The following is a 24,705-nucleotide window of genomic DNA, read 5'->3' as shown; positions in this document are numbered from 1 at the left end:
CACCGCTCCAACACTGGTGCGGCGTATTGATGTATTTCTATGCAATTTTGATATTCTCTAAATACTGTGGGGGTTTTTCACATGAATGACATTCGGATTACGCTGATTGAGGATCATGACTTAACCAGGGTGGGAATGAAGACCGCGTTACAGCAACGCCCAGGGTTTGAAGTCGTGGGAGAAGCAGCGAATGGAACCGATGGATTGAAAATGCTGACGAATTTGAAGCCGGATGTTGCGATCGTAGATATTGGCTTGCCCGATATCGATGGCGTAGAACTGACGCGCCGTTTCCGTCAAGCGCAAGCTGAGATGGAAGATCACCCCAATACAAAAGTTCTTATTTTAACGCTACAAGATCACGAAGATACAGTTCTAGCGGCGTTTGCGGCGGGTGCAGACTCGTACTGCATGAAAGATGTCAGTTTAGATCAGTTGGTCGAGGCGTTGCGCGTCACCCAAGAAGGAAACTCCTGGATCGATCCGGCGATCGCTCGTGTGGTGCTGCGTCAAACTCAGTCAACCGCGCCTCAAACTGCGGCTCAATCTGAAGCTCAACAGGTCGCCATTACCGCAACCGAGCCAGAATATAACCAAATTATTGAGGCGTATCCATTAACAGAGCGGGAATTAGAAGTATTGCAGTTGATTGTGGATGGTTGTAGCAATGCTGCGATCGCTGAAAAGCTTTATATCACGGTGGGAACAGTGAAGACGCACGTTCGGAACATTCTGAATAAGCTGTGTGCGGATGATCGAACCCAGGCGGCGGTGAGGGCGTTGCGATCGGGATTAGTCGGCTAGACGATCGCGCAACTGCTGCACAAATGTTTGATGTTCTTGTGTTTGATGTTCTTGGGAATTCAATCCCTGCTGCAAAACTGCCATGACTTGCAGCATTTCACCCTTGAGCAGGGAGTCGATCGCCAGCCACAATCCCGGAAATGTCTGGCTACGAATGATTCCGGTTTCGTCTGGTAATAGCGGTACATATTCATCGTCTTGCAGCAAAAACCAGTCCAGCTTATTTTCAAACATTTGCCAAACGAGGTATTCTCGGACTCCGTTGCGCCGATACGCCTTCTTCTTATCGCCCAAATCGTAAGCCGCACTACTTGCTGCGACTTCTGCGATTAGTTCTGGTGCGCCTTCGAGATAGTCATCGCTTGAAATTCGCACTTGTCCACCGAATTCAGGTTCGATAAATAAGGCGATATCAGGTTGCGGCTCATTGTCGAGATCAAGTCGGACAGTTGTGTTATCCGCTAACGCAGTCCCGATCGTGGCAATCTGATAGTTGCCCAGCCAGACCATTAACCGGGCATGGGGTTGACCATGACTTCTAAAGCGGAGTGCGGCTGGCATATAGACAATTCCTTCGATCAGTTCGGCTTTTTTGATGTGGGGTGCAGCCGCATAACGCCGCTCAAATTCGGCGCGGGACAAACGATCGCCATTCTTCAAGGGCGGGACAGAGCGGTTTGATTTAGAGGATTGAATCACCATAGTTTGAGATTACTCGATCGCACTCAAGGCGCGATCTCCGATCGGGAGAATCTTGCGCTTCATTCCGGTCAAGTTATCGAATCGAATCGCCAAAGTCGCTTTATTACCACTACCGAAGATATTGGTGATTTCTCCGATTCCAAATTGGCTGTGCATGACGCGATCGCCGACGCTCCAATCGGTTTCGGTACTCTGAATCACGGGGGCGGGTTTGGCGGCAGGCTTGGTGGTGTATTTGGTTGGGATCGCGGCTTTGGTGTTGCTATCCATCAATTCGCGGGGCATTTCTCCCAGGAATAGCGAGGGACTGGCGGGTTCGCGATTTCCGTATAACCGACGTTCACGGGCGTGGGAAAGGAATAGGCGTTCTTGAGCGCGGGTGATGCCGACGTAACAGAGGCGGCGTTCTTCTTCGATCGCGGCGGGATCATCGAGCGATCGGTAACTCGGAAATAAGCCTTGTTCTAAACCGACTAGAAAGACGATCGGAAATTCTAACCCTTTCGAGGAGTGCAGCGTCATCAAAGAAACTTTGGTTGTTTCTTCTTGTACGTCGTCTAAATCCGAAGCGAGAGACGCGCTGGCGAGGAAACCGATCAGGCTCTTATCGTCTTCGTTTTCTTCCTCGAATTGCAGTACAGCGTTATACAACTCTTGAACGTTCTGCAAGCGGTCCTCGGCTTCGTCTGTGCCTTGAGATTTTAGATCGGCGATGTAACCAGAGTCTTCAAGCACACCTTGTACCAGTTCTGAAGCGCTCACTGCATCGAGCTGCGATCGCCATTTCTGAATGATCTGCGCAAACTGAATCACGCCTCTCGAAGACCGACCCGCTAGAGTTTTGATCGAGTTTTCATCGCTGAGAATTTCCCATAAAGGAACACCGAGTCCGATCGAAGCTTTTTGTAGAGATTCGATCGTGGTTTTTCCAACTCCGCGACGAGGTGTATTAATGACGCGCAAGAGGCTAACGGTATCAGAAGGATTGGCGATCGCTCTCAAATACGCAAGCACATCCTTAATTTCTTTCCGGTCATAGAACCGCAGACCACCGACGACCTTATAAGGTACACCCCAACGCACCAAAATTTCTTCAAACGCCCGTGATTGAGCATTGGTTCGATAGAGAATCGCAAATTTACCCCAGTGTAAATCGGAGTTCATTGCTTCGAGTCGCCGCATTTGTTGAACGACGAATTCTGCTTCGTCAATTTCGTCCTGAGCGCGGTAGCAGAAATTCGGTTCACCTTGTCCACGAGTCGGTTTAAGAATTTTATCGATGCGTTCGGTGTTGTTTTCGATCAGTTCGTTCGCGAGTTGCAGGATATTCTCGGTCGAGCGATAGTTCTCTTCGAGCTTCACCATTGTCCGGGTGTCATCATCGGGCAAGCGATCCCCAAAGTCTTGCTGAAAGCCCATCAGAATTGTGAAGTCTGCCATTCGGAACGAGTAGATCGACTGATCTGCATCGCCCACCACAAAGACCGAGCGATGTTCCCACTCGTTAAATCGATTCGGGGGTTCTCCATTCGTCACTAATAACTGAATCAGATCGTACTGAGTGCGATTGGTATCTTGATATTCATCTACCAAGATATGTCTGAAGCGTTTATGCCAGTATGCGCGGATCTGTTCATTCTGACGAAAGAGTTGTACTGGAATCCAGATTAAATCATCGAAATCAACGGCATTGTTTTCAGCGAGTTTATCCTGATAGACACTATAGACGTTTGCAATCACTTTTCCTTTGAAGTTCGATTGCTCTTTTTCATAATCTCGCGGCGATAAACCTTTGTTTTTTGCGTTGCTGATTGCATATCGAACCGATCGCGGATCGAATTTCTTTTCATCAATATTCAATTGATTAATGATGATATCTTTCACCAAGCTTTGAGCATCGGACTCATCGAAAATCGAGAACGATCGCGTCCATTTCCGTCCTTTTTCATCCTGGAACTTTTCGATATCAAAGCGCAGAATTCGACAGCAAAGCGCGTGAAATGTGCCGATCCAGAGATCTTTGGTGATGGTTTTGTAGACGTGCGATCGCAATTTCGTCTGAACATGACCGGGCAGCGATTCGAGCGGCTTGCCGTGTTCGCTTAATGCCTCCTGCTCGGCAAACAATCGTTCGATCCGGTCTTTCATTTCCCGCGCCGCTTTATTCGTGAATGTCACCGCCAGAATATTTTCTGGATCGACGCGATGTTTCAGCACCAGATTGGCGATGCGATACGTCAATGCTCTTGTCTTGCCTGAACCCGCGCCAGCAATCACCAGCAAAGGACCACAAAAATGCTGAACGGCTTGCCTTTGGGACGGATTAAGATGGCTGAGAAAATCAACAGTCATAGGTTAGACGATCGCACAAATCTACTCCATAGATAGGGTATCGTATCTCAGCTTGGAACGTGGCAAAAGAAATAGTACGTATCACCGCCCAAGTCCGAATTGTGCATCCATCATAGAAAAAATTGGACAACGCACTGCACACACTGTAGTAGTGAAGATGTAAGTAGTGCTCAAGATGTAATGATGGAGAAGTAGAGTTTCTGGCTATTGCCAAGACTGTGAACGACGGTTTGCGGAACAGCCATTTCAATCACTGCCTCGATCGGGAAGTCGATCGCTGCCGCATAAGCACGTAGCCCTAACTGGACTTTTCTGGCAAAGTGTTCAAGATAATTTCCATCGCTTCCGGTGTTAGATGTTCTACTTGCATTGGCTTCTAAACAGAGTTTCTAATGCGATCGCTTGAGCCGCTTGCATTTGCCCGTAGCTGAATACATAAGGGACATCCGGCGGCAAACTGGGAAGAAAGCGATCGAGAACATAAGGACTGCCGTAAACTGCGATCGCACACAGTTGATTTGTATTTAATAGAAACGTAAACCAATCTTCTGCCGCTTGAGTTAATCCAGCGATTCCACGAAAGGGATTACCCCGGATAAATAATTGCAATACAGTTGGAACTTGAGCGCGATTATTTGGAGCAATGTAAGGGGTATGTCGATCGATAATCTGAGTCTCTGTCAATCCAAATTGAGCGGGAAATGCGATCGCAGGAGCGGTTCGACCCAGGAAATCACAATCCAGAATGCTATCGACAATTACTAGATTGCGACCCACACCGGAAAGCGAATCTAAGCGAGAAGAATTTGGATGATGCGATGCCTTTGGCACATGCGAACGTGACCGCATCGAATGACGCAGCAATTCGGCATTGATTGAAAGTGCATCTGGCTGAGCAATTTTCGAGGTTAATTCAATTGTTTCTAAAATAGGTTCGGGCGGATTTTCCCAAGCGTGACCTTCTTCAGATGGAATTGTGACTGCACAAGCTTTTTGTTTAGCTCTCCAGAGTCTTTCAACCGAAGATTGGATGCGATCGTGACTAATCCGCCCGCTTTCTACGGCTTCACAAACGGCTGTAATTGCCTTTTCTGGCTCTAATGGCATCAATAAAATATCTGCGCCTGCTTCGACTGCCAGAACACAAGCTTCCTCGGTTCCATATCGATTGGCGATCGCGCCCATCACTAAAGCATCCGTGACAATCAAGCCTTCAAATTCAAGATTCCGTCTCAACTCATCTGTAAGAACCTTTGGAGAAAGCGTTGCAGGATAGTTCGGATCAAGCGCGGGAATTTGAAGGTGAGCGCTCATTACAACATCGACACCTGCTGAGATTGCGGCTCTAAAAGGCGGAAGTTCAATTTGTTCTAGGCGATCGCGATCATGCGGAATTACAGGTAATTCGAGGTGAGAATCGGTCTCCGTATCACCATGCCCCGGAAAATGTTTTGCAGTGGTTAAAATCGGGTGCTGGTGTGCGCCTCGGATAAAAGCTTTTGCCAGTTCGCCAACAATCTCTGGAGTTTCGCCAAAAGCCCGGACATTGATCACCGGATTGTCAGGATTATTGTTGACATCCACCGTGGGAGAAAGCAGCCAATTCAAGCCGATCGCTAAACTTTCTGCTGCCGTAATTCGCCCCATTTGTTCAGCATAGTGACACGCAAGAGTGAGATCCCGTTTGGCAATTTCTGCGATCGCCATTGGCGGTGGAAACCAAGTTGCCCCCGAAAACCGCTGCCCAACTCCTTCCTCAACATCCGCACAAATCAAGAGCGGAATCGATGCCCAAGCTTGCAACTGCTGCGTTCTGAGCGCAATTTCTCCCGCACTCGCACCCAGGAGAATCACACCCCCCACGCCCCACTCCCTAATCCAACACTCTAACGTCGCCGCAGGTGGCTCCCAGACCGGATACTGAATCTCATGGTCAAACAGAAAGCCCGAAGCCCTCACGACTACCATTTGAGCCACTTGCTGACGCAGCGTTAACTCATCAAGATTCGGGAGAAACGTCTTCATCGGGGAACTCTTTGCGCTCTTGGCTGAGGCGATTGATTAACCCTAGAACTTTATCACCCCGCTCTAGCGATCGATCCTCAATAAAGATAACTTCAGGCGTTCTCCGTAAGCGAATTCGCTGTCCTAATTCGCTGCGAACATAACCTGTCGCAGACTTTAAGCCTGCCATCGTTTCGGCTTTGGCTTCTTCATCGCCGTAGATGCTGACAAAGATTTTGGCGTGCTGCAAATCCCCGGATACATCAACATCGGTGACGCTCACCATTCCGGTTCCTACGCGATCGTCTTTAATGCCATTTAACAGCATTTGACTCACTTCGCGCCGGATAGATTCTGCGACACGAGCCATTCTTCGATCTGTCGCCATACAATTCCTTCCTACCTACAAAAGTCCATTCTATTAAAGCGGATCTAAACCGAGCATTGCTTTGAGGGTGAAAGAAACAAAGGCAAGTCCACCGACAAGAACGCCAACTAGCGCGATCGCGGTTACAGGGCGTTTGAACAGCGGCACGAGCGGCGCAGCAGCATTCAGGAATATGCCAAGAATGACACCAATTACAAACTTGGGGTATTTAGAAACGGTGTTCCAAAGGTCTTGAATCATAAGGGTTATTTTCTAAACTCCATTCCATCATATCGAGATCAGAGATCAATTACGAAACCTGATCAGAGTGTCATTTTTATAATACGAATGCTGATCAGATCAAATGTATTTTAGGTGTTAAATAAAAACATGATTACTCAAGTACAGTCCCCAGGGTTACCACGCCCATTTATTAAGTGGGCAGGCGGAAAAAACCAGCTAATTTCGCAGTACGTTTCCTATTTCCCGAAACGTTACCAGAATTACTATGAGCCGTTTGTCGGAGGTGGAGCAATTTTCTTTCATCTCCAGCCCGCAACATCATTATTGATTGATATTAATCTTGAGCTAGTCAATGTCTATCGGTGTGTGCGCGATCAGGTGGAAGAGTTGATCAATCGCTTAGAGCAACATCATCAGCAACATTGCCCAGAGCATTACTACCAAGTCCGCGCTCAAATCGCCGCCTCAGATGATTGGTTTTATGCCGGTAATAATGTCGATCGCGCTGCAAGACTGATTTATCTGAATAAAACTTGCTTTAACGGACTGTACCGTGAGAATTCCAAAGGGCATTTTAATGTGCCGATCGGCAGTTACAAAAAGCCTGGGATTTATGATCCAGAGGTGCTTCGAGCGGACTCGATCGCGCTCTCGACGGCTGAAATCAAGCCGGGATCATTTGATCAAGTGCTGCAATCTGCTCATAGTTCAAACGATTTTGTTTACTTTGATCCGCCTTACTATCCAATTAGTTCAACTAGCAATTTCACCGCCTACAATCGCTATTCATTCAGCGAAGACCAGCAGGTGCAATTGCGAGATGTTGTGACGGAGTTGAGCGATCGAGGCGTAAAGGTGATGCTCTCAAACTCCGATTGTTCGTTTATTCGTGAGTTGTACAAAGAATTCAACATTCACACCATTTATGCAACCCGCAATATTAACTGCAATGCAGAAAAACGCGGCAAGATCACAGAAGTCTTGGTGACAAATTACTGATCTCCCATTGGAAAGACGGAATTCGATCGCAATCTCTCTAGCATTCACATAGTTGATCGCACCAGAGAACCGCTATGCGAATTCATCATCTAAACTGTGGCTGTATGTGTCCGGTGGGTGGAGCCTTGTTCGATGGCTTCAGTCGAGGCTTGACTTCCCATCTTGTCTGTCACTGTTTGCTGATTGAAACAAATCAAGGACTTGTTCTAATCGATACGGGCTTTGGGTTGCGCGATATTCAAGCTCCCTCACATCGGCTGAGTCCGTTTTTTATTGCATTTAATAACATTCAATTCGATCGCAAATACAGTGCGATCGACCAAATCGAAGAGCTGGGATTCTCGCCTCAAGATGTCCGTCATATTGTTCTGACTCATCTCGACTTTGATCATGCGGGAGGTCTAGAAGACTTTCCTAACGCAACAGTTCATGTCATGCAGAGTGAGATTGATGCGGTACGGAATCGGGAGAGCTTTATTGCGCGCCGCCGCTATCGTCCGGAACAATGGGATGAGGTCAAATCCTGGAAATTCTACACAGTAAACGGTGAACCCTGGTTTGGATTTGAAGCCGTGCGAGAGTTAGAAGGATTGCCACCGGAAATTCTGTTTATTCCGCTTGTTGGGCACACACCTGGTCACGCAGGAGTCGCGATCGAAACCTCCGACGGTTGGCTCCTACATGCGGGAGATGCTTACTTCTATCGCGACGAGATGAAGCCAAATCCGAAATGTACACCTGGATTAAAAGCGTATCAATGGATGATGGAAGTTGATCGTAATGCACGATTGCTTAATCAAGATCGTCTCCGCAAACTAATGGTCAACCATCGTGACGAAGTTCGCCTCTTTTGCAGCCATGATGCGATCGAGTACAAAACCTTTGCGGAACAACGATCGCTAAACCTCAGCCGGAGCTAAGCCCATTCAGGCTAATTTGGCTTGAATCCACAAGGTACGGCTCTTCCAGGTCACAGTCTGATCCAGTAGGTGAGCCAAGAAAAGCTGTTGAATTTGGCGAACTTCGGCGGCTGTTAAACACTGAGCTAAACGCTCTGCATAAGTAGGTTGATCAGAGTTAGTTGTAAACCATCGATCGAACAGAGATCGTGATAGATACATCTCTGTTTGACTTGGTTCAATCTGCATCTCAACCTCGAAACCCGCTTGCTCAAAATACAGTTGTAGGTCTTGCACTGTCCAATTAAGCTTCGGATCATCTAAAAACTGATAAATGGCTTCCTCTGCTTGTTGCCAGCGATCGTATAACTTAGGCTTCAACCATGATGGATTAGCTAGTTGATACAGTCGTTGTGCTGCAATCGGCATCGATTCTGCTAGTACAATTCGACCCTCTGCATCTATCAATGCAGCTAAGGATGTAATCATACTTGCTTTATCAGGTTCAGCATAAAGGACATTCCGTCCAATCAGGCGATCGAACTTAATCAACTGTGGTAAAGCTTGAACTAGCACCGGACGAGACAATTCTGGCAAAGATTGAACCTGCTGATTCAATGCCGCAAACTCCGCCGCAGTTCGCGTATAACTATACACCCCCCCTTCGGGAACTTGACGAATCGCTTCCCAGGTCAAAAGTCCACTTCCTGCATTAAGGTCGAAAATCAGATGATGGCGTTGCGATTGTGCGAGTTCAAAGATGCGATCGCGAATTGCCCCAAATCTTTCTCCAGCTTGACTGAGCGATCGTGCCAACCATCGATCCAAGCTTGAATTCGTTGGACTGAGCGTAAGTCTTTCAGGCAGTTCTTCAATCAAAGCGGCAAGCTGCGCTTCACGATCGCGATCCACTTTATCTCGAATCGTCGCTTCAAAGCCCTGATCTGACGGTTGATAGAAGACTTGACCTTGCAAACTGCTTGGTAAGTATTGCTGTGCAACCCAATGTTCTCGATAGGCGTGGGGATAGAGATAGTTTGAACCATGACCAAACCCTTCTTGATCGCGATTCGGATCTCTTAAATGCAGGGGCACTTCAGCTTCACGTTCTCGCTCTACGGTAGATAACGCATCAAAGAATCCCACCACACTATTTGATTTTGGGGCAGTTGCAAGATAAAGGGTTGCCTGTGCTAAGGAATAGCGTCCCTCAGGCATTCCCACACGATCGAATACCTGAGCGCAAGCATTCACGACAACGACTGCATTTGGATCAGCCAATCCTACATCTTCGCTGGCTAAAATTAACAAACGTCGAAAGATAAATCGCGGATCTTCTCCGGCATAAATCATTCGAGCTAACCAATAGAGTGCAGCATCAGCATCAGACCCACGCAAGCTTTTAATTAAAGCACTAATGATATCGAAATGGGCATCACCTTCTTTGTCGTATAGCACTGCCCGTTGCTGAATGGATTCCTCGGCGATCGTCAAAGTAATGTGAATGATACCGTTCTGATCTGCGGGTGTGGTTTCAACAGCAAGTTCTAAAGCATTTAGCAGCGATCGTGCATCACCATTCGCAACATTTACCAAATGATCTAGCGCGTCTGAATCAAGCTGAATGTTCCAATCTCCATAGCCTCGCGTCGGATCGCTCAAGGCTTGTTGAACGACCTGCTGCAAATCTGCCGAAGTTAGCGGCTTGAGTTGGAACAAGCGTGATCGACTGACTAACGCTTTATTCACTTCAAAATAGGGATTTTCGGTAGTTGCACCAATCAAGATTACAGTTCCATTCTCAACCCAGGGTAACAGTGCGTCTTGTTGCGCTTTGTTAAATCGATGCACTTCATCGACAAACAAAATTGTGCGTTGCTTAAATTGTTTGTGGCGGTCTTGTGCGATCGCAATGGCATCTCGAATATCTTTGATCCCGGCAAGAACAGCGTTAATTGCGATGAAATGAGCTTGCGTTGTATTGGCAATAATTTGCGCTAAGGTCGTCTTTCCAGTTCCAGGTGGCCCATAGAAAATCAGCGAAGACAGTTGATCCGCTTGAATGGCGCGACGCAACAATCGCCCGTGACCGACGATCGCACCCTGCCCGACAAATTCGTCGATCGTTCTAGGACGCATTCGAGCTGCGAGCGGAGCTTCGCTATTCACCGAGCGTCGAGAGTGAGGGAGTTTAGAATCTGCCATACTGTACAGATCCTAGCATTCTGCCAGTTCGACAAGATTTTCGCTTCCTTCTGCTTCGTCAAAAAAGTGACACTACTGCAAATTTTCTCGTATAGGATTCGCCTGAAATTCTCTTGAATACTGCGATCGGCAAGGAGATCCCCAGCAAATCGATTGAGCAGGCATCGACTTCAAAACGGTACTCCGCGCTCCGATCACTGCATTTGAGCCAATCTGCACCCCAGGGGCGATAAAGCAATCTGTCGCAATCCAAACTCCGTGACCGATCTCGATCGGACAGGTTTCTAACTTAAACGCTGGATCGCTGACATTATGACTTCCAGTACATAGATAGCTTTTTTGGGAAATAACACAGTGATTCCCGATTGAAATACGATCGAGACTGTAAAGTACAACATCATCACCGACCCAACTGTAATCACCGATTTCGACTTTCCAGGGATAAGTGAATCGCGCGGTTGGGCGAATTAACACGCCTTGCCCGATCCTGGCTCCAAACCATCTCAGGATCAAACATCGAAGCGAATTGAGCGGATGGGGAGTCATGGGAAAGACGATCGCCTGCACCAGCCACCAGAGCAAAACATACCAACCTGGACGACCTCGATCAAACCAGGACTGATCATACTGGCACAGATCCACGAGTGAGGGAGCGTAAATGTCGATCGGAGACTGTCGAATCTGCGTCATGATTCTGGCTGTACGATCGGGGATTTAACTGGCTGTGGAGCGTTCAGCGTCCCGCCAAACTGCTGCAACTCAAACAACTTCACGCCAATTTGAAACTCATACTGGCTAAGTAATCGTGCATAGATATACCCCGCTTTTCCATCCAGAAATCCCAGTCGAAACACATAAGCCAACAAAAACCGCAATGTCGGCTTAAACGGTAATCTCACCCAAATTCGCTTCAAAAAGCGCTTGCGCTGCACCGAATCTCCAAACAAATTCGCCCCGATCGTGTCATCTTCCCCCTGACCTGTGAGCAAGTTGAGATACACTTTCGCTTCCCAGTTCGAGTAGCGATTATGCCGTTCTAGCCAGTGATACAGATCTTTGAAGTCGATATGCAGCATATCGTTTTTCAGATACCCGACTTTGCCGGATAACACAACGTGTTCATGAACTTCGTTATCTCCGGTGTTCCGAATTGCTTCGGTACTGAGATTTTCATAACGTCCTTTTTTATGTTGAAACAATCTCAGGTTCCAGTCTGGATACTTGCCACCATGCCGAATCCACTGTCCCAAAAAAAACACTTTGCGATTGAGATAATATCCCGCAAACTCCGGATTCTGGATGGCTGCTGCAATCTCATCCCACAATTCCGGCGTAATCCGCTCATCACAATCGACAATTAACACCCATTCGTTGCGAAACGGTAAGTTGTCTAACGACCAATTCTTCTTCTTGGGCCAGCGACCATTGAAGTGAAACTGAACAACTGTTGCCCCATAGCTTTCTGCAATTGCAGCGGAGCGATCGCTACTTTGTGAATCAACAACGAAGACTTCATCTGCTCTGGCGACACTTTCGAGACAAGCAGACAAATTTGCTTCTTCATTACGAGCAGGAATCAGAACTGAAACGGGAAGTTTTGAAAGGGTCATAATCGGCATCTAGGGAAGAAATGCTATAGCTACAATTTGCTCTGCTTCAGTATTCCCATTCTGCTGAAGACCATACCGAAGGATTTAGCTTCTAGTAGACGGTCGCACCGGTCAAACAACACAAAAGATCGGAGTCAGCTAAACCCCAATCTTTCATCAAAAAATAGATAGAGTGAGATAAAATTCTAGCTGCTCGACTTATCCACACTCAAACGGTAATCAGTCTTGGGGAAGGGCAACTTCACAACCTGCTCAAACAAAGCTTCATACTGAGTTAAAGCTTGCTCGAATGAATAGCGCTCGATCGCGTGCTGTCGCCCTTGTCTTCCCAGCCGCGCCGCAAGCTCCGGATCGTGATACAGCGCTAAAATTTGCTCTGCTAAAGCTTCTGGATTTTCTGGCTCTACAACAACTCCACCGCGGCTTTTCTCGATTGCGCTTGCCGCACTCCCTGTACTGGGAACTGCAGCAACGATCGCCCGTCCACTGGCAAGAAGTACCTGAGTTTTCGAGGGCATATTAAACGAAACTACATTGCGCTTCTGCACAATCAACCCCACATCTGCGGCTGCCAGCATTTCAGGCAGTTTCTCTCGCGGTTGAAACGGCAAGAGCTTCACATTATCGACACCCTGTAGCTCACAATGCTGCTTAAGTTGTTCGATCGCTTTTGGCTCTCCCACAATTGCAAAAGCAATGTCTGAAACATGGCGCAATTGGGCAGCGGCATCAATCACAGTCTCTAAACCCTGTGTCAATGCAATATTTCCGGCATACAAAACTACAAACTTTCCATCCAGTCCATGTTCGCTCCGAAAGGCATTATTGCTCTTAGGCAGGGGACGAATAAAGCTAGTATCAACCCAATTTGGAATGCAGGTAAGCTTACTGGATGGAACTCCTTTGTTTTCTAGATTTTCAACAAATCCATCCGCAATCACACTGATGGTGTGGGCGGTGCGATAAGCAAACTTCTCTAAAGCTTCAAATACCCGAATCATCGTTTTATTTTTCAACAGCCCGACCTGTACCGCCGCTTCCGGCAGAATATCCTGCACATTGAGGACGATCGGGCAGTTGTGGAGCCAACTCAGAAGCGCTGCCGGAACACAGACCGGAAGTGGCGGAACTGTGAGAAGAATCACATCCGGTCGCCAGCCTCGCAGCGCTTGCAGGAAGCTAGTCAAGACAAAGCTACTATCAAGCAGCAGTCGATCGAGCAGGTTTGGCTTGGGTTTAACCCACATATAGCTGCGCTGAATGACCACTCCGTTGCATTCTTCTGTCATGTAGAGCTTGCCTCGATAGCCCTCATAAATCTGGCGTTGCGGATAGTTCGGCATCCCAGTGATCACTCGGACTTGATGCCCCCGTCTGACCAATCCCTCAGCCAGTTCGGTCATCAGAGGTGCAATTCCAATCGGTTCAGGATGATAGTTATAGGAATAGATCAAAACACGCATAGCTTAGTGAACCCAAACGGCAATGGTCGCGATGAAGAACTCAGCCGTCAAGCGTTCAGAAGCCACAGATGACTTGAACCTGTTCGATATTTAGAATGTGCTAGGGGTCACATGCAGAAAATCCTGCGATCGAGGTCAGGAAACGGAGTCCTGTGAGTTCTGGGCTGAACGTTTGTAGCAAATCAGGGACGCTAGGTCTAGGTTGCCCAGAAAACACTCGTCTTTACATTGCTTTGCTGGAAAATGCTAAATTTCGTTTTTCTGCTCGATGTCATTGAAATAACAAGCTTTTATCCCAGATCTTCCACAGACTGATCATTCTGGAGTTCTACTGGACAAACAATCGAAAATAAAGCAGCATAATCGAGATCAGATAAATTTTGGGCGATCGCACTTTGCAAAATCTCTCGAACTCCCTCAACGGAAGCAACATTCAGGTTCGCCGACCGTGCCGCTTCAACAAACAGATTGATGTCTTTTTGCAAATGCTTTGTCGGGAAATTGGGGTTTTCAAAGTCTCGATCGAGCATTCGTTGTAATTTCTTATCAAAAGTCGGCGCGTACAAAGCACTCTGCCGCAGAATTTGCATAAACGCTTCGACCTCGACATTCTGCCGCAAGACTAAACCTAAACTCACGGCAAAAGCACTGGTTAATGATCCAATGAGTTGATTTAAGGCAAGCTTCACCGTCGAAGCCGAACCCACTGTCCCTAGTAAAACCGGATTTTCGCCAAGCGTTTGCAGCAGCGATCGCCATTGTTCAAACTGCTCGACTTCCGCACCCACCATCACGATCAATTTGCCCGATCGCGCCTCTGGAATACTTCCAAGCACCGGCGCTTCTAGGTAACTTCCACCCGCAGCGACTACTTGATCGCGAATGGATTGACTCTCATCGGGCGCGATCGTACTCATTTGAATCACGGTGCGCCCTTGCAGAACCGCTTGATCCGACAGCAAGGTTTGTTCGATCGCTTCAGCATTCGTGAGCATCAAAATTACACAGTCAGAAGCCACGATTGCCTGCGAACTAGAAGTGGCGATCGTCGCTCCCACCAAGGATTCTAACTTTGCATCAGTGCGATTGTAGGCAGTGACAGAATGACCGGCGGTAATTAGCCGTTGTGCCATCGGTAAACCCATTAACCCTGTGCCAATAAATCCGATCTTCACCATTGCTCCGCTCCAGACAATTCTTTTCACAGTCTAGAGGGAAACGATCTATTGAATTGTTTTCATGATGAACTCAGCGATTTCAAGCAGTTCTGCTTTGTTGAACGACTCTACTAACGATCGGGCAGCGGCTCTCGGCTCTAATGAGATTGTGATTTGGGGCTTTGCTGCGGGCGTAACCGACGCGGGAGGCTTTGCAGGTTGAGTAGGCGGACTGACTAAATTCTTCAGGTTCGGACTGATTGCAATGCGGTTAGCGCCGCCAGTGAGCAGAAAATCACTCGCTTGCTTTAGATCCTTAATCACCACTGGGGCGAGCGTAGCATAGCTATTTTTGGAATTTGCGATCGCCCGTTGCGCCGTCTGCAACAACAGTACCCAGGCTGGAGTCGTGCTGCTCACTTGGATTAGGCGATTGCATAAAGCGATCAACTGCTGCCGACTCTTCTGAGAATCGCCCTGCTTAAACAGTTGCAGCATCGCCTTAAGGACTGCGGTAATCTGGGCTGCAACGCCTTGCGGTAAAGTTGAGGCTTTCGGCGCAGCGCTTCTCCCGGCAATTAGGGTGCTGAGATAGGCTTGGAGTTCTCGAAATGTGGGTTCTGCGGCGGAAACGGCTTGCTGTGCCTCTTCTTCTCGCAGTCCAAACGGACTTTGAAGCGCTTCGATCAGTTCTTTGAGCGTGTCAAATCCTTTGAGAAACAAATCTTCAAGGCGCTGATCGATTCTAACGGGATGCTCTTTGAGAATTTTGAAGCAATCCTCGAAATGGTGAGCGGTTCTCTGGATACCATCAAAGCCTAGCATTGCAGCCCCGCCTTTCACCGAGTGAGCTGCCCGAAATAGCTCATTCACTCGCTCTGAATCTGCCATCGTTGCAGCAAGATCGACCAAGCCCTGTTCGATCGTGTCTAAATGTTCTTTTGCTTCTTCAATGAAATAGCCAAGAATCTGCTGTTGCTTAACCGTTTGCACCGCCCTGCTCCTGAAGTGACAAATTCACAAGACCGGGAAAGTTTGCCCTGTGTTCTGAGTGTTCCCAAAAGCGGTAAGAATTCACGGCAAAAATAGGCTAAATTGCTTTTAACGCAAATCTTTGCTGCAATTTCGTCAAAAGCTGTTTTAATATCAACTTTCCGCTTGCAGTATTGAAATGTTTTAACCGACGTGACTTTAATCCGGCACAACGCTGAGAATAACCTGAGAGTTGAGGGGACAGTTAGACAAAACTGAGTTTTCGACGGTAAAGTAAAGCAACTTCAGCGGTCTAGAATTGAGAGTCAAGCAAGTGTTTCTATGCAACAGCCGAATCTATTAGAACTCGCAAAGCAAGGTGAACCGGCTGCGATCGCAGCGTTGATGAATGCGGTATTGTCCCCAAAAGGCATCACAGCGCAGGCGGGTTTGGATGAGGACTGTTTGTGGGTGTGTTTGGAGTCGCAGAAGCCACTCAATCAAGAAACACTCGTCACCTTTATTCAAAAGGGGCTATTAGAGTTAGGGAATGATTCAATCCGATCAGTACGGGCACAAGCGAAAAAGATCGGAGAAGATCACTTCGCTTGGACACGGGAGTTTTCGCTGCGATCGCCTGAGTCATCTGCTCCGGTCGTAACGGCTCCGGTTGCAATCTCAACTCTGCCGGATGCTGAACTAGAGGCTTCTGTTGCGACGCTGGATGCTCCACCTGAATCGCAACCTCTAGTTGAAGAAGCAACTCCTGAAGTCGAATCTCCGGTTGCAGCGGCGATCGCTGAAGTCCAACCTCCGGTTGTAGAGGCTACCCCTGAAGCTCAACCGATAATTGCAGAAGCGATCGGAGAAGAGGAAGAACTCGAAGAGCCGCTCTCGTTGCGGGGCTGGCTAAAAACGCGGTGGCGAGTGTACGCGATTCCGGTTGCGCTCGTCGTGATTGCGGGATTTGTCGCAGGCGGGACGACGGCATTTTGGTCAACCGCAAAAAGTCAGTCTCAAGGATCACAGGGAACCGCCAGCAAGCCGCCTAACGATGCTGCGCTGGAGCGGCAAAAGGAAGCGGAAAGCTATCTCAAGGCGATGATCGCTGCACAGGAGAAATTTTATCAGCGGAATAACCGATTCGCTCGCAGCTTAGAGGAGCTAGAGCGATCGGCAAATGTGATTTCTCAGAGTTACAGCTATGCGTATCGCCTGCGCGTCGGCACTGATTCTGTGATCACGGCTGTACCCCGCGAGGCTGGTTTACATAGCTATATTGGAGTTGTCAGGGTAGCTGCATCGGGAGCTGAGAGTTTAATCTGTCAATCACTCAAACCGTCGGTGCAAGTTCCTGAAAAGCCAGCCGTGACCAAAGGCAAAAAAACCACCTGTGCTGCACGATCGCAGAAACTCTAATTCATCAGCGCTTGGGCTTGCGGAAACGTGGTGAAAATAAACACTGCAACGGTCAGGACTGCCAAAACGCCTTGAGCTAAGTTACCCACCACAGAACCTACGACAATGCCGAGACCCGCTTTGATTGCGATCATGGCATCTTTGCAGTAGAGAAATTCACCCACGATCGCCCCGACAAGCGGGCCAAAAAACAGACCCACAATTAATCCCGGAAGTCCACCGATCGGCAAAGCGGGCAGAAATCCAAGAATTCCGAGAATAAATCCGACGACTGAGCCGATTTGCCCCCAGTTGCTGGCTCCCGCTTTCTTGGCTCCCCAGTACGTCGCCAGAAAATCAATTCCAAAGCTCAGTAAAAAGACGACACTCCCAATAATGAGAGCGACTGTCACATCTGAAAATCCTCGAACTGCGCCCCAAATCACGATCGCGACGAGAATTAAGCTTGTTCCCGGAATACCCGGCACGACTGCGCCAACGATTCCAACCAGCATGGCGATCACCAAGACACAATACAGAGCAAACATGTACAGAGCAGGCATTCCAGCGTCCTTTAAGTTAAGTGAAGGGTTGTCATTAAGGTAGCGTATCGTGAGGGCTGAATTATCGCCAGTAGGGTTTTCCTTTCCAAAATAGACCGATGATCATCCCCATTGCCGAATTGAAGTTCACCCCAGGCGTAAGCAGTTGCGGGAAAACCGCATCGGGTAACAACGATCGCAGCCAGAACCCGAACAGCAAACAAGGAACCAATGCCCACAAAATCGCATTGGTAATCACAATTCGGCGGAACCACCGTTCTGTAATCGCGACTGCCAGCGCTCCGACTCCCACAGCCGCCCCTAAAAAGACGATCACGGCAAGCGGGGACTCCAGCAGTTGAACAATCATTGAGCGCAGCGCTGGAATTGCAGCCACTTGGAACAATAACCAATCCAATAGAATCGTAAAGCCGATCGTAATCAGCGCCACTTGCATCAATTCAGTCCAGGGTAAGTATTTCAGGGGACGCAAAGGATTGAACATCGGGATTTAATTTAGAGAGTTAAACTACAACAGCCAGTAGGCACTTTTGACTCAAGTTAGCGTCATTCGATTAGAGTTGCTCGAACCCACTATGCCACATCCCTCTGTGATTCCACACTCGGTTCTATCTGTGATAAGTCATGTCGTTCGGGCAAGCGTTATTGTCGGGGTGATTACTCAGAGCGCCTTGGCAAAACCAGAGCTTGCACCTTCGACGGCTCCGTTTAAGCCAGAAATGATTCAACAGGGAATGTGTACCCCAGCGATCGCGGGCATCACCGATACAACGATTCAACAGTCCGGTTTGACCAAGCCAAGTTTGTGGTGGATTCGCGATCAGATTGCGGCACAGAATAAGTACGGGCGGCGATTGATTGATAGTTGGTTGGCGTGTGAGGGAACGGGTGAAACCAATCGAGTCGATGTGATGGTGAATGCTCAGATTTGGAGTTTGTTAGATTTGCTCGATCGCTATGAGTTCATCAAACGGTTTGGCACCGCATCGAGTGACTACGGCTACAATTTGCGAGTGTTTGATCCGCAAGGGGAGATCTTAGGTGCTTATACGTGTAACTTCAACTCAGAGGTCGCAGCCCAAATAAAGCAGAACTCGACCGTGGATGAAGCGATCGAGTGTTCGACGTTTGATAGGTTAGCGCGAACGAATTTCTGGTCGCCGTCTAGACAGCCCTTCGGACTTTAGCCCAAAGGGTGCGATATTGCTCGATCGTGGCATCGCTAAGGGGTGCGAGGAATTCGCTGCGATCGAGCGATTCCGGGGGTGGCACTAACAGGGAGTTTTGCCGCAGTGCTGCGGGAAACTCAGCAGGATTTAAGGTCGATAAGATCGGAGAGGCGGCTTGACTCAGAAGGGAGAGTTGCGGCGCGATCGTCGGTTGCCAACAAAAGCTAATCCACTGCGCGAGTAAAGATTGCACGGCTTTATCTGAGTTGGGAACGGTCGCCGGACGCACCCAAAGATCGCTAAAGAGTGCAGTACCCGAACTAGGGAAAACAGCGGCGATCGTCGGATTACGTTTCATCGCTTGCAAGATATCGGTAGACCAAGCAACCGCCATCCAGACATCATCGATTAACAGCGATTGCAGCACGGAATCAGAGCTATAGAACCGAGTTTGGCGATTAAGTGCTGCGAGTTCTGCTTCGAGCGTTGGGACTTTGGTGAGGTCGGGTGTGTTGTAGGATTGACCGAGCTTTTTCAACGTAAGACCGATCGTTTCGCGGGGTTGATCCAGTAGCGCAATGCGTCCGCGTAAGTCCTCACGCCAAAGATCTGCCCAGTCTTGCGGCGGTTTGAGATTGCGATCGCGAAAGATATCGGTGCGATAGACGATCGCGGTTGCACCCCAACGATAGGGTGCGCCCCAGACTTGAGCCGAATTGCGCGTTAGATTGCCTTGATTGTCGCGAGTGACAATTTGCTTGAAGCGATCAGGGAGTTGCTGCCAAAGTTGCCAGGTGTTCGGGTCGAGCGGTTGGATTAGTTGTTGGCGAATGGCAACTGAAAGCCAATAATCGCCCATTGTGATCAGATCCGGAATTGCGTCTTGCTTCGGCAGAAACGGCAGAGCGAGAGAGCGATCCGGTGCTTTACCCGTTTGTTGTTTCCAGGCTTGCAGGGCGGTAAATAGCGTTTGTAGCTGATTTTCCGGCTTGAAATCGATCGGCGTATCTTTGAACTCGGTTAGCTGTCTACGAAATTGGCTCGGCAGTTGAACCGGGATCGAGTTTTTTAGCAAGCGAATTCGGAACGCTGCCTGATTGGGACTACTACATCCGCTAAGCGTTGTGCTGAGTGCTGCGATTCCGAGTAAGAAACTGCGTCGATCCATGTTGATATCCTGTTACCTCTTTCGTTCTACCCCAAAACGGATCAAAGTGGTGACGATCGAGACAAGAGCATCTCAGCGAAACGCTTTTACATTATGCGCGCAATGGCTGATGTTTTCTGAGATTCAAAATTTAGGATGAAACTAACTAGATCCCAAAGCGATCGTGCCATTCTGAAGTGAATGAATTTTCTAGTTTTGTTGCAAAAAATTTGACGCATTTCTGCTTTAGATTCGAGCCATTTTTTTCCTTATTTTGGATTTTGTTTACCTTTCGAGACTTAAATTGAGCTAATGCTCATTCGTTTATTTCAGTAAATTTTGATTCACCACAGAACGTTAAATGATTCAGGAATAAGCCACGAAAGTGGATTTCGTAAACTACCATAAGACCTTAGAAAAGTAGGGATAAAGGTTAACTAATGGATACCATCCAGATCCAGATCAACGCTCTCAACAGCAAGGTAGATTCGCTGCACAAGACTATTGAACATTTAGGAGCAAATCTGGTGCAAGCCTTGACCGAAATTCAGACTGGCTCTCAGTCTGGAATTAGTCGATCGACCTTCGGAACTACGAACGGACGCTATGCCTATTCGCGATCGTTCGATACTTCGATGGAACACAAAGACGTTTTATCGGATAGCCATACAGTTGATTCGTCTGCTCACAGCGGCGAAAAAACGCTGTCTCCAGAAATCCAAATTCAACGCCTCACCGCCCAATTGACTGCTGCTTACAATCGAATTGCAGCGCTAGAAGAACAACTTTTGGCGCAGCGCGTTCACTAATTAAATAGATCGGGATGAGCGATCAAGTAACTGTTCGATCGCGCCTAATAATTCAATCTGCCCCCAGTTCTGAAAGATCGAAGCCGCGATCGCGCATCCTCCCGCTCCTACGCCTTCTTTGACGAATCCTTGTTCATAGGCTCGAAGCTGATTCCAGCGCGAGTCAGCAAAGCTTAATCGAGTTGCCATTAGGGTTGCATCGCTCAACGTTGTCGCAAGTCCAACTGTGTCTCCGGTCGAGTCTTCTGCCACCCAGCGCGTTGTACCAATGATGATTTGATCAGAGTTCCAGGCTAAAGTTTGCACACGCGCAATCGCTCGAATCAGTGCGTATACCGCCAGCATTTGTGTTCCACCTGCCAGTAAAACGCCTCGCGATCGACTTGCCGCGATCGCCATTCCCGCTACGGTAATTTGCATCGGATCGCCAACGGCAGCAACGATCGAGAACGGATCTTCAGGATGATTGGCTAATCCTTGCTGCACAAGCTCCCATTTCTGAGCGTGATTGCAGATTGCATGGCTACTATTCACTTTTCCAGCAGCATCGATTCCAAGCCCAGTCAGAACCGAGAGCGCAGTTGTTGTTCCGCCAACAACACATTCCCCCAGAATCAGATAATCTGCGTCTTGAGCGAGCTTTTCACCCCATTTCAAGCCTTGATTAAACAGGTGATGCACGATCGCCCAATCTAACGCTGCGCCTGTACTCACACATCGAGCCGGACTGCCGTGTAAATCAATTGCGCTAATTGCAGGCGATCGAGGTAATCCCGCATTAAAAACTGTTACCGGAATTTGCAGCGCTTCAATCACGGCGCGAGAAATGTAAACCGGAGACGCGCCGACATGAAGCGGCGGTAGCGGAAATCTTGGATTGGGTTGAACACCGTTGACGAGAAATTCTGCATCGGCGATCGCGGTAAATTGTCGATCGTTAGGGGTTGCTCCTGCGGCAGAAATTCCTGGAATTAATCCGGTTTCTGTAAATCCTAAAACACAAGCAAAATGAGGCTTTTTTCCTCGGTATCGATCGAGCCAGAGACGCGCCTGTTTTTCCCTGGTGTAGATGGCGATCGCGCTACTCATTATCGAAAATTACTTGCACCCACTGCGGCGGACGGGGAATTGGATTGTTTAAGCGATCAAACAGAAACCACGCCACTAAATGCACCACAAACAGATACACTGTATTCGCCGCAATAATAGATAAAAATATAAACAATTGCACCAATGCAAGCGAGGGTTGAATTAATAATCCTAACAGCGAGAAGATCCAATCTAGAAAGTTTGTCACCTGAATAGTGCCATACTGCCACAAATCATCACCGAGTAAGAGCGAAACTAACCACACTCGGAAGAACGCCCCCAACACACCAAGGAGCGTACCGATCGGAATGGAGACAAACCATTTCACGCGTCGATACCACAATGCTCCTAGCAATACGCCCATCAACCCGTAAGGAATGACATATTGAATGCTACGAACTGGAGCCATCAACACCGAAAGCAGCAATCCCGCGATCGCACATCCCATCCACGCCGCTCGACTTCCCCAACGCAGATAAATTAATGCGATCGGAACCGGAAAAAAGATTTGCAGAAACGGTCCCATTGGGAAATAAGTATTCACCAGCCAAACTAAGCTGGCAGCACTCGCTAAAAATGCCGTTTCCACCATGACGATCGGGCTATCGGGATCAACGCGACGACGAACGGGCGGCTGATCAGCAAAATCCGGCTCCGGATCGACATCGGGAATCCACTCTTCGTCGAGGTCGATCGAATTTGCAGATTGGTTAGAGCGATCGTCATTCGGCAATTCAGTCATTGAAGTTGATTCTGATTAGCACATCTACTCTAGTGCAAATTCTCCTCAAACGTTGCACCAAAAAGCTGTACGAGTGCGCGTAACAGTCCTCTGATTTGTTCTGGTCGGAAAAATGCAACTAGGTTTGTCGCTAAACACAAACTGCCCAAACCCAGCAAAATGAAAGTCGGCGGCATCACAACCCCGATCAAAAACCAGGTGAGCACGTGCAGTACCATGATGCCGGAAAACAGCGATGCCACTCCTGCTGCGACAAAAACTTGAGCCCGCGATCGTCCTAAACCCGTTAGAGCCAGAGTCAGAGAAGTCGTTAGCAGATTCGCAGGAACGAGAAACGTGCAAATCCCCACACAATTTGTTCGCGAAAATTCAAACAGTGAATCTAGCATTCTTCACACTCACGACGATCGACAGTCTCCTCATATGGTCGCACTGTGTTTTTGATCGGGCTGAAATTGTCAATCAAACTTCACGAAGCTCTGTAATCAAAGGTAATCTCACAGAAAATTTAGGTCGAGGTCTTCTTCCCAGGGTGGCTCTGGGTGCAGGAGCGACAATTGATGATTAATTTCTTGCTCGATTTCAAGCATATCTAGACGATCGAACCATCTCGCCATAATCTCTAGGTCACGATGGCGGAGCGGAGACAAGGGTGCTGCATGATCAAACGGCTCAACACGATCAAGGCGACGGACAATCTTGAGATGTCGCCACGGATTAATGAGCGGTGGATCTAGGGTGAGACGATCGAGCGATCGGACTTTTGGCATTTCTTCAGGAGTCGGATTGCTAGGAGAATCATGCAGCATACGATCATCCAGCGGCGAATAAGCGATCCTTGAGGCACACTCTAGAATCAATTTCAGTTTCCCCACACCATGAATAAAAATCGGGTGACTCATATCAGAATCACCCGAATCAAGGTCTTAAGTCCAGTACAAAACCTTACCCTGCGGGAACCGCTGCGCTAGCTCCCGCTCAAAGAAGCAGCGCAACTCGCGCATCGTCTTGGCATCGTACACATACTTCATGCCCCCAAACTTATTGCGCTTGACGACCCGCGCAGACTCCTCCATGTCTAGCTTGGTATTCGGATACCAATTTAGCAAGACCTCCTTCGAGCCAGGAGTAAAGCGGTGTGAAATCAACTCAAAAGTCAAGTCACAATCAAAGTCGATCAACTCAGACATCCGATCGAGCAACTGCGTGTAATGCTCCTGCCAATTGTCGATCGGCATAATCGGTGCAATCACAATGCCCAATGGATAGCCGCCCTCTAAACCGAGTCGGCGCAATGCCTGAAGCCGCTCCTCGACCGAGGAAGTACCGCCCTCTAAACGCTGACTCACTGGAGCCGCATTCACGCTAACGCGACAGCGAGTATGTCCATTGTGCGGCAAATCTAACAAGCCCTCGACATTGCTAAACTTCGACACCCAGCGTAGATAACCATCCTCGCGTGTGCCAAAGTAGCGAATACACTCGGCAAGGCTACCTGTGAGATGCTCGATGCCAAGCGGATCAGTGTAACAACTCACCTCGTAACTGGTCTCGCTGCCGGGACGCTCATATCGCCCTAAGTTATCCAAGATCTGCGGCAGATTAGCGTAAACGCGAATCACAGGCGGCCCCGATAAGCTGCCTGCAAGATAACAATACTGACAGTGGCCCGGACAGCCCTCTGCAATGTGAAACTGCCAATCCGCAGACGGCGGAATCGGGCTGAGCTTAAACTGACTCTGAGGAGCAGTGACGATCGCTAAAGTCCGCTTTGCAATGCTGTATGTCTCGCGCTCATCCTCGCCTCGTAACCCACTGAGGCGATTGCGCGGTAATTCTTCGACGGGTAAGCCTAACTGCTGAACCCGCTCGACGATCTGCTGGCCCCACGGCTCATCCAATGCAGCGGGAGTGACAATCACACGATCGGGCATCCATAACTTCGAGCCACGAGCTTCACGAACTGGTGCAGTAACTACCATGCGCCTCAATCATTGCCTTACTTCTCTAT

At 48.5% G+C, this 24,705-nt stretch carries 25 protein-coding genes; 6 read left to right on the top strand and 19 right to left on the bottom strand.

Translation table 11 applies throughout. The annotated features are described in order from the left end of the window. Positions 1-81: 81 nt before the first annotated feature. Positions 82-804, top strand: a complete 723-nt coding sequence (locus tag NC980_RS16050; RefSeq protein ID WP_190378152.1) for a response regulator transcription factor — start codon at positions 82-84, stop codon at positions 802-804. Here NC980_RS16050 and NC980_RS16045 read toward each other — a convergent pair. From NC980_RS16045 to NC980_RS16025, 5 genes are all read right to left on the bottom strand, one after another. Continuing rightward, the gene (locus tag NC980_RS16045) at positions 793-1,506 is read right to left on the bottom strand and encodes a Uma2 family endonuclease (protein ID WP_190378151.1); all 714 of its coding nucleotides are present in this window, start codon (positions 1,504-1,506) and stop codon (positions 793-795) included. The two genes, NC980_RS16050 and NC980_RS16045, sit on opposite strands and share 12 nt — an antisense overlap. A gap of 9 nt (positions 1,507-1,515) precedes the next feature. Beyond that, positions 1,516-3,858: a DNA helicase PcrA gene (pcrA, locus tag NC980_RS16040; protein ID WP_190378150.1), complete on the bottom strand. Its 2,343-nt coding sequence runs from the start codon at positions 3,856-3,858 to the stop codon at positions 1,516-1,518. A 360-nt stretch (positions 3,859-4,218) separates the two neighbouring features. Continuing rightward, positions 4,219-5,883 carry a glycoside hydrolase family 3 N-terminal domain-containing protein gene (locus tag NC980_RS16035; RefSeq protein ID WP_190378149.1) on the bottom strand — a complete coding sequence of 555 codons (1,665 nt, stop codon included), beginning with the start codon at positions 5,881-5,883 and terminating at the stop codon, positions 4,219-4,221. Further along, entirely contained in the window at positions 5,858-6,250 is a 393-nt protein-coding gene (gene rbfA, locus NC980_RS16030) for a 30S ribosome-binding factor RbfA (RefSeq protein WP_190378148.1), read from the bottom strand. Before rbfA ends, NC980_RS16035 begins: the two co-directional genes overlap by 26 nt. A gap of 33 nt (positions 6,251-6,283) precedes the next feature. Beyond that, positions 6,284-6,490 carry a DUF751 family protein gene (locus NC980_RS16025; RefSeq protein WP_190378147.1) on the bottom strand — a complete coding sequence of 69 codons (207 nt, stop codon included), beginning with the start codon at positions 6,488-6,490 and terminating at the stop codon, positions 6,284-6,286. A gap of 129 nt (positions 6,491-6,619) precedes the next feature. On the opposite strand from NC980_RS16025, the gene NC980_RS16020 reads away from it, so the two are divergent. After that, positions 6,620-7,471, top strand: coding sequence for a DNA adenine methylase (locus NC980_RS16020; RefSeq protein WP_190378146.1), 852 nt, complete (start codon positions 6,620-6,622; stop codon positions 7,469-7,471). A 74-nt stretch (positions 7,472-7,545) separates the two neighbouring features. After that, entirely contained in the window at positions 7,546-8,391 is an 846-nt protein-coding gene (locus NC980_RS16015; RefSeq protein WP_190378145.1) for an MBL fold metallo-hydrolase, read from the top strand. Positions 8,392-8,397: 6 nt separating this feature from the next. Here NC980_RS16015 and NC980_RS16010 read toward each other — a convergent pair whose 3' ends face one another. The 6 genes from NC980_RS16010 to NC980_RS15985 all read right to left on the bottom strand — a co-directional run bounded on the left by NC980_RS16010 (position 8,398) and on the right by NC980_RS15985 (position 15,798). Next, complete coding sequence (locus tag NC980_RS16010; RefSeq protein ID WP_190378144.1) at positions 8,398-10,575, bottom strand: AAA family ATPase; 2,178 nt, start codon at positions 10,573-10,575, stop codon at positions 8,398-8,400. 72 nt (positions 10,576-10,647) lie between these two features. Continuing rightward, on the bottom strand, positions 10,648-11,265 hold the full coding sequence (gene hpsU, locus NC980_RS16005; RefSeq protein ID WP_190378143.1) for a hormogonium polysaccharide biosynthesis acetyltransferase HpsU: 618 nt from the start codon (positions 11,263-11,265) through the stop codon (positions 10,648-10,650). Continuing rightward, the gene (locus tag NC980_RS16000) at positions 11,262-12,185 is read right to left on the bottom strand and encodes a glycosyltransferase family 2 protein (RefSeq protein WP_190378142.1); all 924 of its coding nucleotides are present in this window, start codon (positions 12,183-12,185) and stop codon (positions 11,262-11,264) included. The genes hpsU and NC980_RS16000 overlap by 4 nt, the downstream gene beginning before the upstream one ends. Positions 12,186-12,370: 185 nt before the next feature. Then, positions 12,371-13,648 carry a glycosyltransferase family 4 protein gene (locus NC980_RS15995; protein WP_190378141.1) on the bottom strand — a complete coding sequence of 426 codons (1,278 nt, stop codon included), beginning with the start codon at positions 13,646-13,648 and terminating at the stop codon, positions 12,371-12,373. Between the two features lie 290 nt (positions 13,649-13,938). After that, on the bottom strand, positions 13,939-14,823 hold the full coding sequence (locus tag NC980_RS15990; RefSeq protein ID WP_190378170.1) for an NAD(P)-binding domain-containing protein: 885 nt from the start codon (positions 14,821-14,823) through the stop codon (positions 13,939-13,941). Positions 14,824-14,871: 48 nt separating this feature from the next. Continuing rightward, complete coding sequence (locus NC980_RS15985; RefSeq protein WP_190378140.1) at positions 14,872-15,798, bottom strand: Hpt domain-containing protein; 927 nt, start codon at positions 15,796-15,798, stop codon at positions 14,872-14,874. Positions 15,799-16,119: 321 nt separating this feature from the next. Between NC980_RS15985 and NC980_RS15980 the strand changes: the two genes are divergently transcribed. Then, a complete protein-coding gene (locus NC980_RS15980; protein ID WP_190378139.1) occupies positions 16,120-17,196 on the top strand; it encodes a type IV pilin-like G/H family protein in 1,077 nt (358 codons plus the stop codon). Here the strand turns inward: NC980_RS15980 and NC980_RS15975 are convergent. Both NC980_RS15975 and NC980_RS15970 read right to left on the bottom strand, forming a co-directional pair. Then, complete coding sequence (locus NC980_RS15975; RefSeq protein WP_190378169.1) at positions 17,193-17,723, bottom strand: DUF456 family protein; 531 nt, start codon at positions 17,721-17,723, stop codon at positions 17,193-17,195. The genes NC980_RS15980 and NC980_RS15975 overlap by 4 nt on opposite strands. 76 nt (positions 17,724-17,799) lie before the next feature. Next, entirely contained in the window at positions 17,800-18,222 is a 423-nt protein-coding gene (locus NC980_RS15970; protein ID WP_190378138.1) for a peptide chain release factor 1, read from the bottom strand. 46 nt (positions 18,223-18,268) lie between these two features. On the opposite strand from NC980_RS15970, the gene NC980_RS15965 reads away from it, so the two are divergent. Further along, positions 18,269-18,925 carry a hypothetical protein gene (locus tag NC980_RS15965; protein WP_190378137.1) on the top strand — a complete coding sequence of 219 codons (657 nt, stop codon included), beginning with the start codon at positions 18,269-18,271 and terminating at the stop codon, positions 18,923-18,925. On the opposite strand, the gene NC980_RS15960 is transcribed toward NC980_RS15965, so the two are convergent. Then, positions 18,903-20,075: an extracellular solute-binding protein gene (locus NC980_RS15960; RefSeq protein WP_190378136.1), complete on the bottom strand. Its 1,173-nt coding sequence runs from the start codon at positions 20,073-20,075 to the stop codon at positions 18,903-18,905. The genes NC980_RS15965 and NC980_RS15960 overlap by 23 nt on opposite strands. Before the next feature lie 419 nt (positions 20,076-20,494). Between NC980_RS15960 and NC980_RS15955 the strand changes: the two genes are divergently transcribed. Next, a complete protein-coding gene (locus NC980_RS15955) occupies positions 20,495-20,863 on the top strand; it encodes a hypothetical protein (RefSeq protein WP_190378135.1) in 369 nt (122 codons plus the stop codon). On the opposite strand, the gene cobT is transcribed toward NC980_RS15955, so the two are convergent. The 5 genes from cobT to NC980_RS15930 all read right to left on the bottom strand — a co-directional run bounded on the left by cobT (position 20,864) and on the right by NC980_RS15930 (position 24,676). Next, on the bottom strand, positions 20,864-21,952 hold the full coding sequence (gene cobT / locus NC980_RS15950; RefSeq protein WP_190378134.1) for a nicotinate mononucleotide-dependent phosphoribosyltransferase CobT: 1,089 nt from the start codon (positions 21,950-21,952) through the stop codon (positions 20,864-20,866). It abuts the gene before it with no gap. After that, positions 21,945-22,694, bottom strand: coding sequence for a DUF2232 domain-containing protein (locus tag NC980_RS15945; protein ID WP_190378133.1), 750 nt, complete (start codon positions 22,692-22,694; stop codon positions 21,945-21,947). The genes cobT and NC980_RS15945 overlap by 8 nt, the downstream gene beginning before the upstream one ends. Before the next feature lie 29 nt (positions 22,695-22,723). Next, entirely contained in the window at positions 22,724-23,083 is a 360-nt protein-coding gene (locus NC980_RS15940; protein ID WP_190378132.1) for a hypothetical protein, read from the bottom strand. Between the two features lie 108 nt (positions 23,084-23,191). Then, positions 23,192-23,596, bottom strand: coding sequence for a hypothetical protein (locus tag NC980_RS15935; RefSeq protein ID WP_190378131.1), 405 nt, complete (start codon positions 23,594-23,596; stop codon positions 23,192-23,194). Between the two features lie 24 nt (positions 23,597-23,620). Next, complete coding sequence (locus tag NC980_RS15930) at positions 23,621-24,676, bottom strand: spore photoproduct lyase family protein (protein WP_190378130.1); 1,056 nt, start codon at positions 24,674-24,676, stop codon at positions 23,621-23,623. Between the last annotated feature and the right edge of the window lie 29 nt (positions 24,677-24,705).

It is taken from the genome of Leptolyngbya sp. AS-A5, assembly GCF_039962495.1.
In the GTDB taxonomy this organism is placed as follows: Bacteria; Cyanobacteriota; Cyanobacteriia; order Leptolyngbyales; family Leptolyngbyaceae; genus Leptolyngbya.
The sequence above is the reverse complement of the archived record's forward strand: the minus strand, read 5'-3'. Positions and strand labels throughout refer to the sequence as shown.

Coding starts and splice junctions, on each gene's coding strand:
- NC980_RS16050 (WP_190378152.1), top strand. CDS start 82: ATGAATGACATTCGGATTACGCTGATTGAGGATCATGACTTAACCAGG.
- NC980_RS16045 (WP_190378151.1), bottom strand. CDS start 1,506: ATGGTGATTCAATCCTCTAAATCAAACCGCTCTGTCCCGCCCTTGAAG.
- pcrA (WP_190378150.1), bottom strand. CDS start 3,858: ATGACTGTTGATTTTCTCAGCCATCTTAATCCGTCCCAAAGGCAAGCC.
- NC980_RS16035 (WP_190378149.1), bottom strand. CDS start 5,883: ATGAAGACGTTTCTCCCGAATCTTGATGAGTTAACGCTGCGTCAGCAA.
- rbfA (WP_190378148.1), bottom strand. CDS start 6,250: ATGGCGACAGATCGAAGAATGGCTCGTGTCGCAGAATCTATCCGGCGC.
- NC980_RS16025 (WP_190378147.1), bottom strand. CDS start 6,490: ATGATTCAAGACCTTTGGAACACCGTTTCTAAATACCCCAAGTTTGTA.
- NC980_RS16020 (WP_190378146.1), top strand. CDS start 6,620: ATGATTACTCAAGTACAGTCCCCAGGGTTACCACGCCCATTTATTAAG.
- NC980_RS16015 (WP_190378145.1), top strand. CDS start 7,546: ATGCGAATTCATCATCTAAACTGTGGCTGTATGTGTCCGGTGGGTGGA.
- NC980_RS16010 (WP_190378144.1), bottom strand. CDS start 10,575: ATGGCAGATTCTAAACTCCCTCACTCTCGACGCTCGGTGAATAGCGAA.
- hpsU (WP_190378143.1), bottom strand. CDS start 11,265: ATGACGCAGATTCGACAGTCTCCGATCGACATTTACGCTCCCTCACTC.
- NC980_RS16000 (WP_190378142.1), bottom strand. CDS start 12,185: ATGACCCTTTCAAAACTTCCCGTTTCAGTTCTGATTCCTGCTCGTAAT.
- NC980_RS15995 (WP_190378141.1), bottom strand. CDS start 13,648: ATGCGTGTTTTGATCTATTCCTATAACTATCATCCTGAACCGATTGGA.
- NC980_RS15980 (WP_190378139.1), top strand. CDS start 16,120: ATGCAACAGCCGAATCTATTAGAACTCGCAAAGCAAGGTGAACCGGCT.
- NC980_RS15975 (WP_190378169.1), bottom strand. CDS start 17,723: ATGTTTGCTCTGTATTGTGTCTTGGTGATCGCCATGCTGGTTGGAATC.
- NC980_RS15970 (WP_190378138.1), bottom strand. CDS start 18,222: ATGTTCAATCCTTTGCGTCCCCTGAAATACTTACCCTGGACTGAATTG.
- NC980_RS15960 (WP_190378136.1), bottom strand. CDS start 20,075: ATGGATCGACGCAGTTTCTTACTCGGAATCGCAGCACTCAGCACAACG.
- NC980_RS15955 (WP_190378135.1), top strand. CDS start 20,495: ATGGATACCATCCAGATCCAGATCAACGCTCTCAACAGCAAGGTAGAT.
- cobT (WP_190378134.1), bottom strand. CDS start 21,952: ATGAGTAGCGCGATCGCCATCTACACCAGGGAAAAACAGGCGCGTCTC.
- NC980_RS15945 (WP_190378133.1), bottom strand. CDS start 22,694: ATGACTGAATTGCCGAATGACGATCGCTCTAACCAATCTGCAAATTCG.
- NC980_RS15940 (WP_190378132.1), bottom strand. CDS start 23,083: ATGCTAGATTCACTGTTTGAATTTTCGCGAACAAATTGTGTGGGGATT.
- NC980_RS15935 (WP_190378131.1), bottom strand. CDS start 23,596: ATGAGTCACCCGATTTTTATTCATGGTGTGGGGAAACTGAAATTGATT.
- NC980_RS15930 (WP_190378130.1), bottom strand. CDS start 24,676: ATGGTAGTTACTGCACCAGTTCGTGAAGCTCGTGGCTCGAAGTTATGG.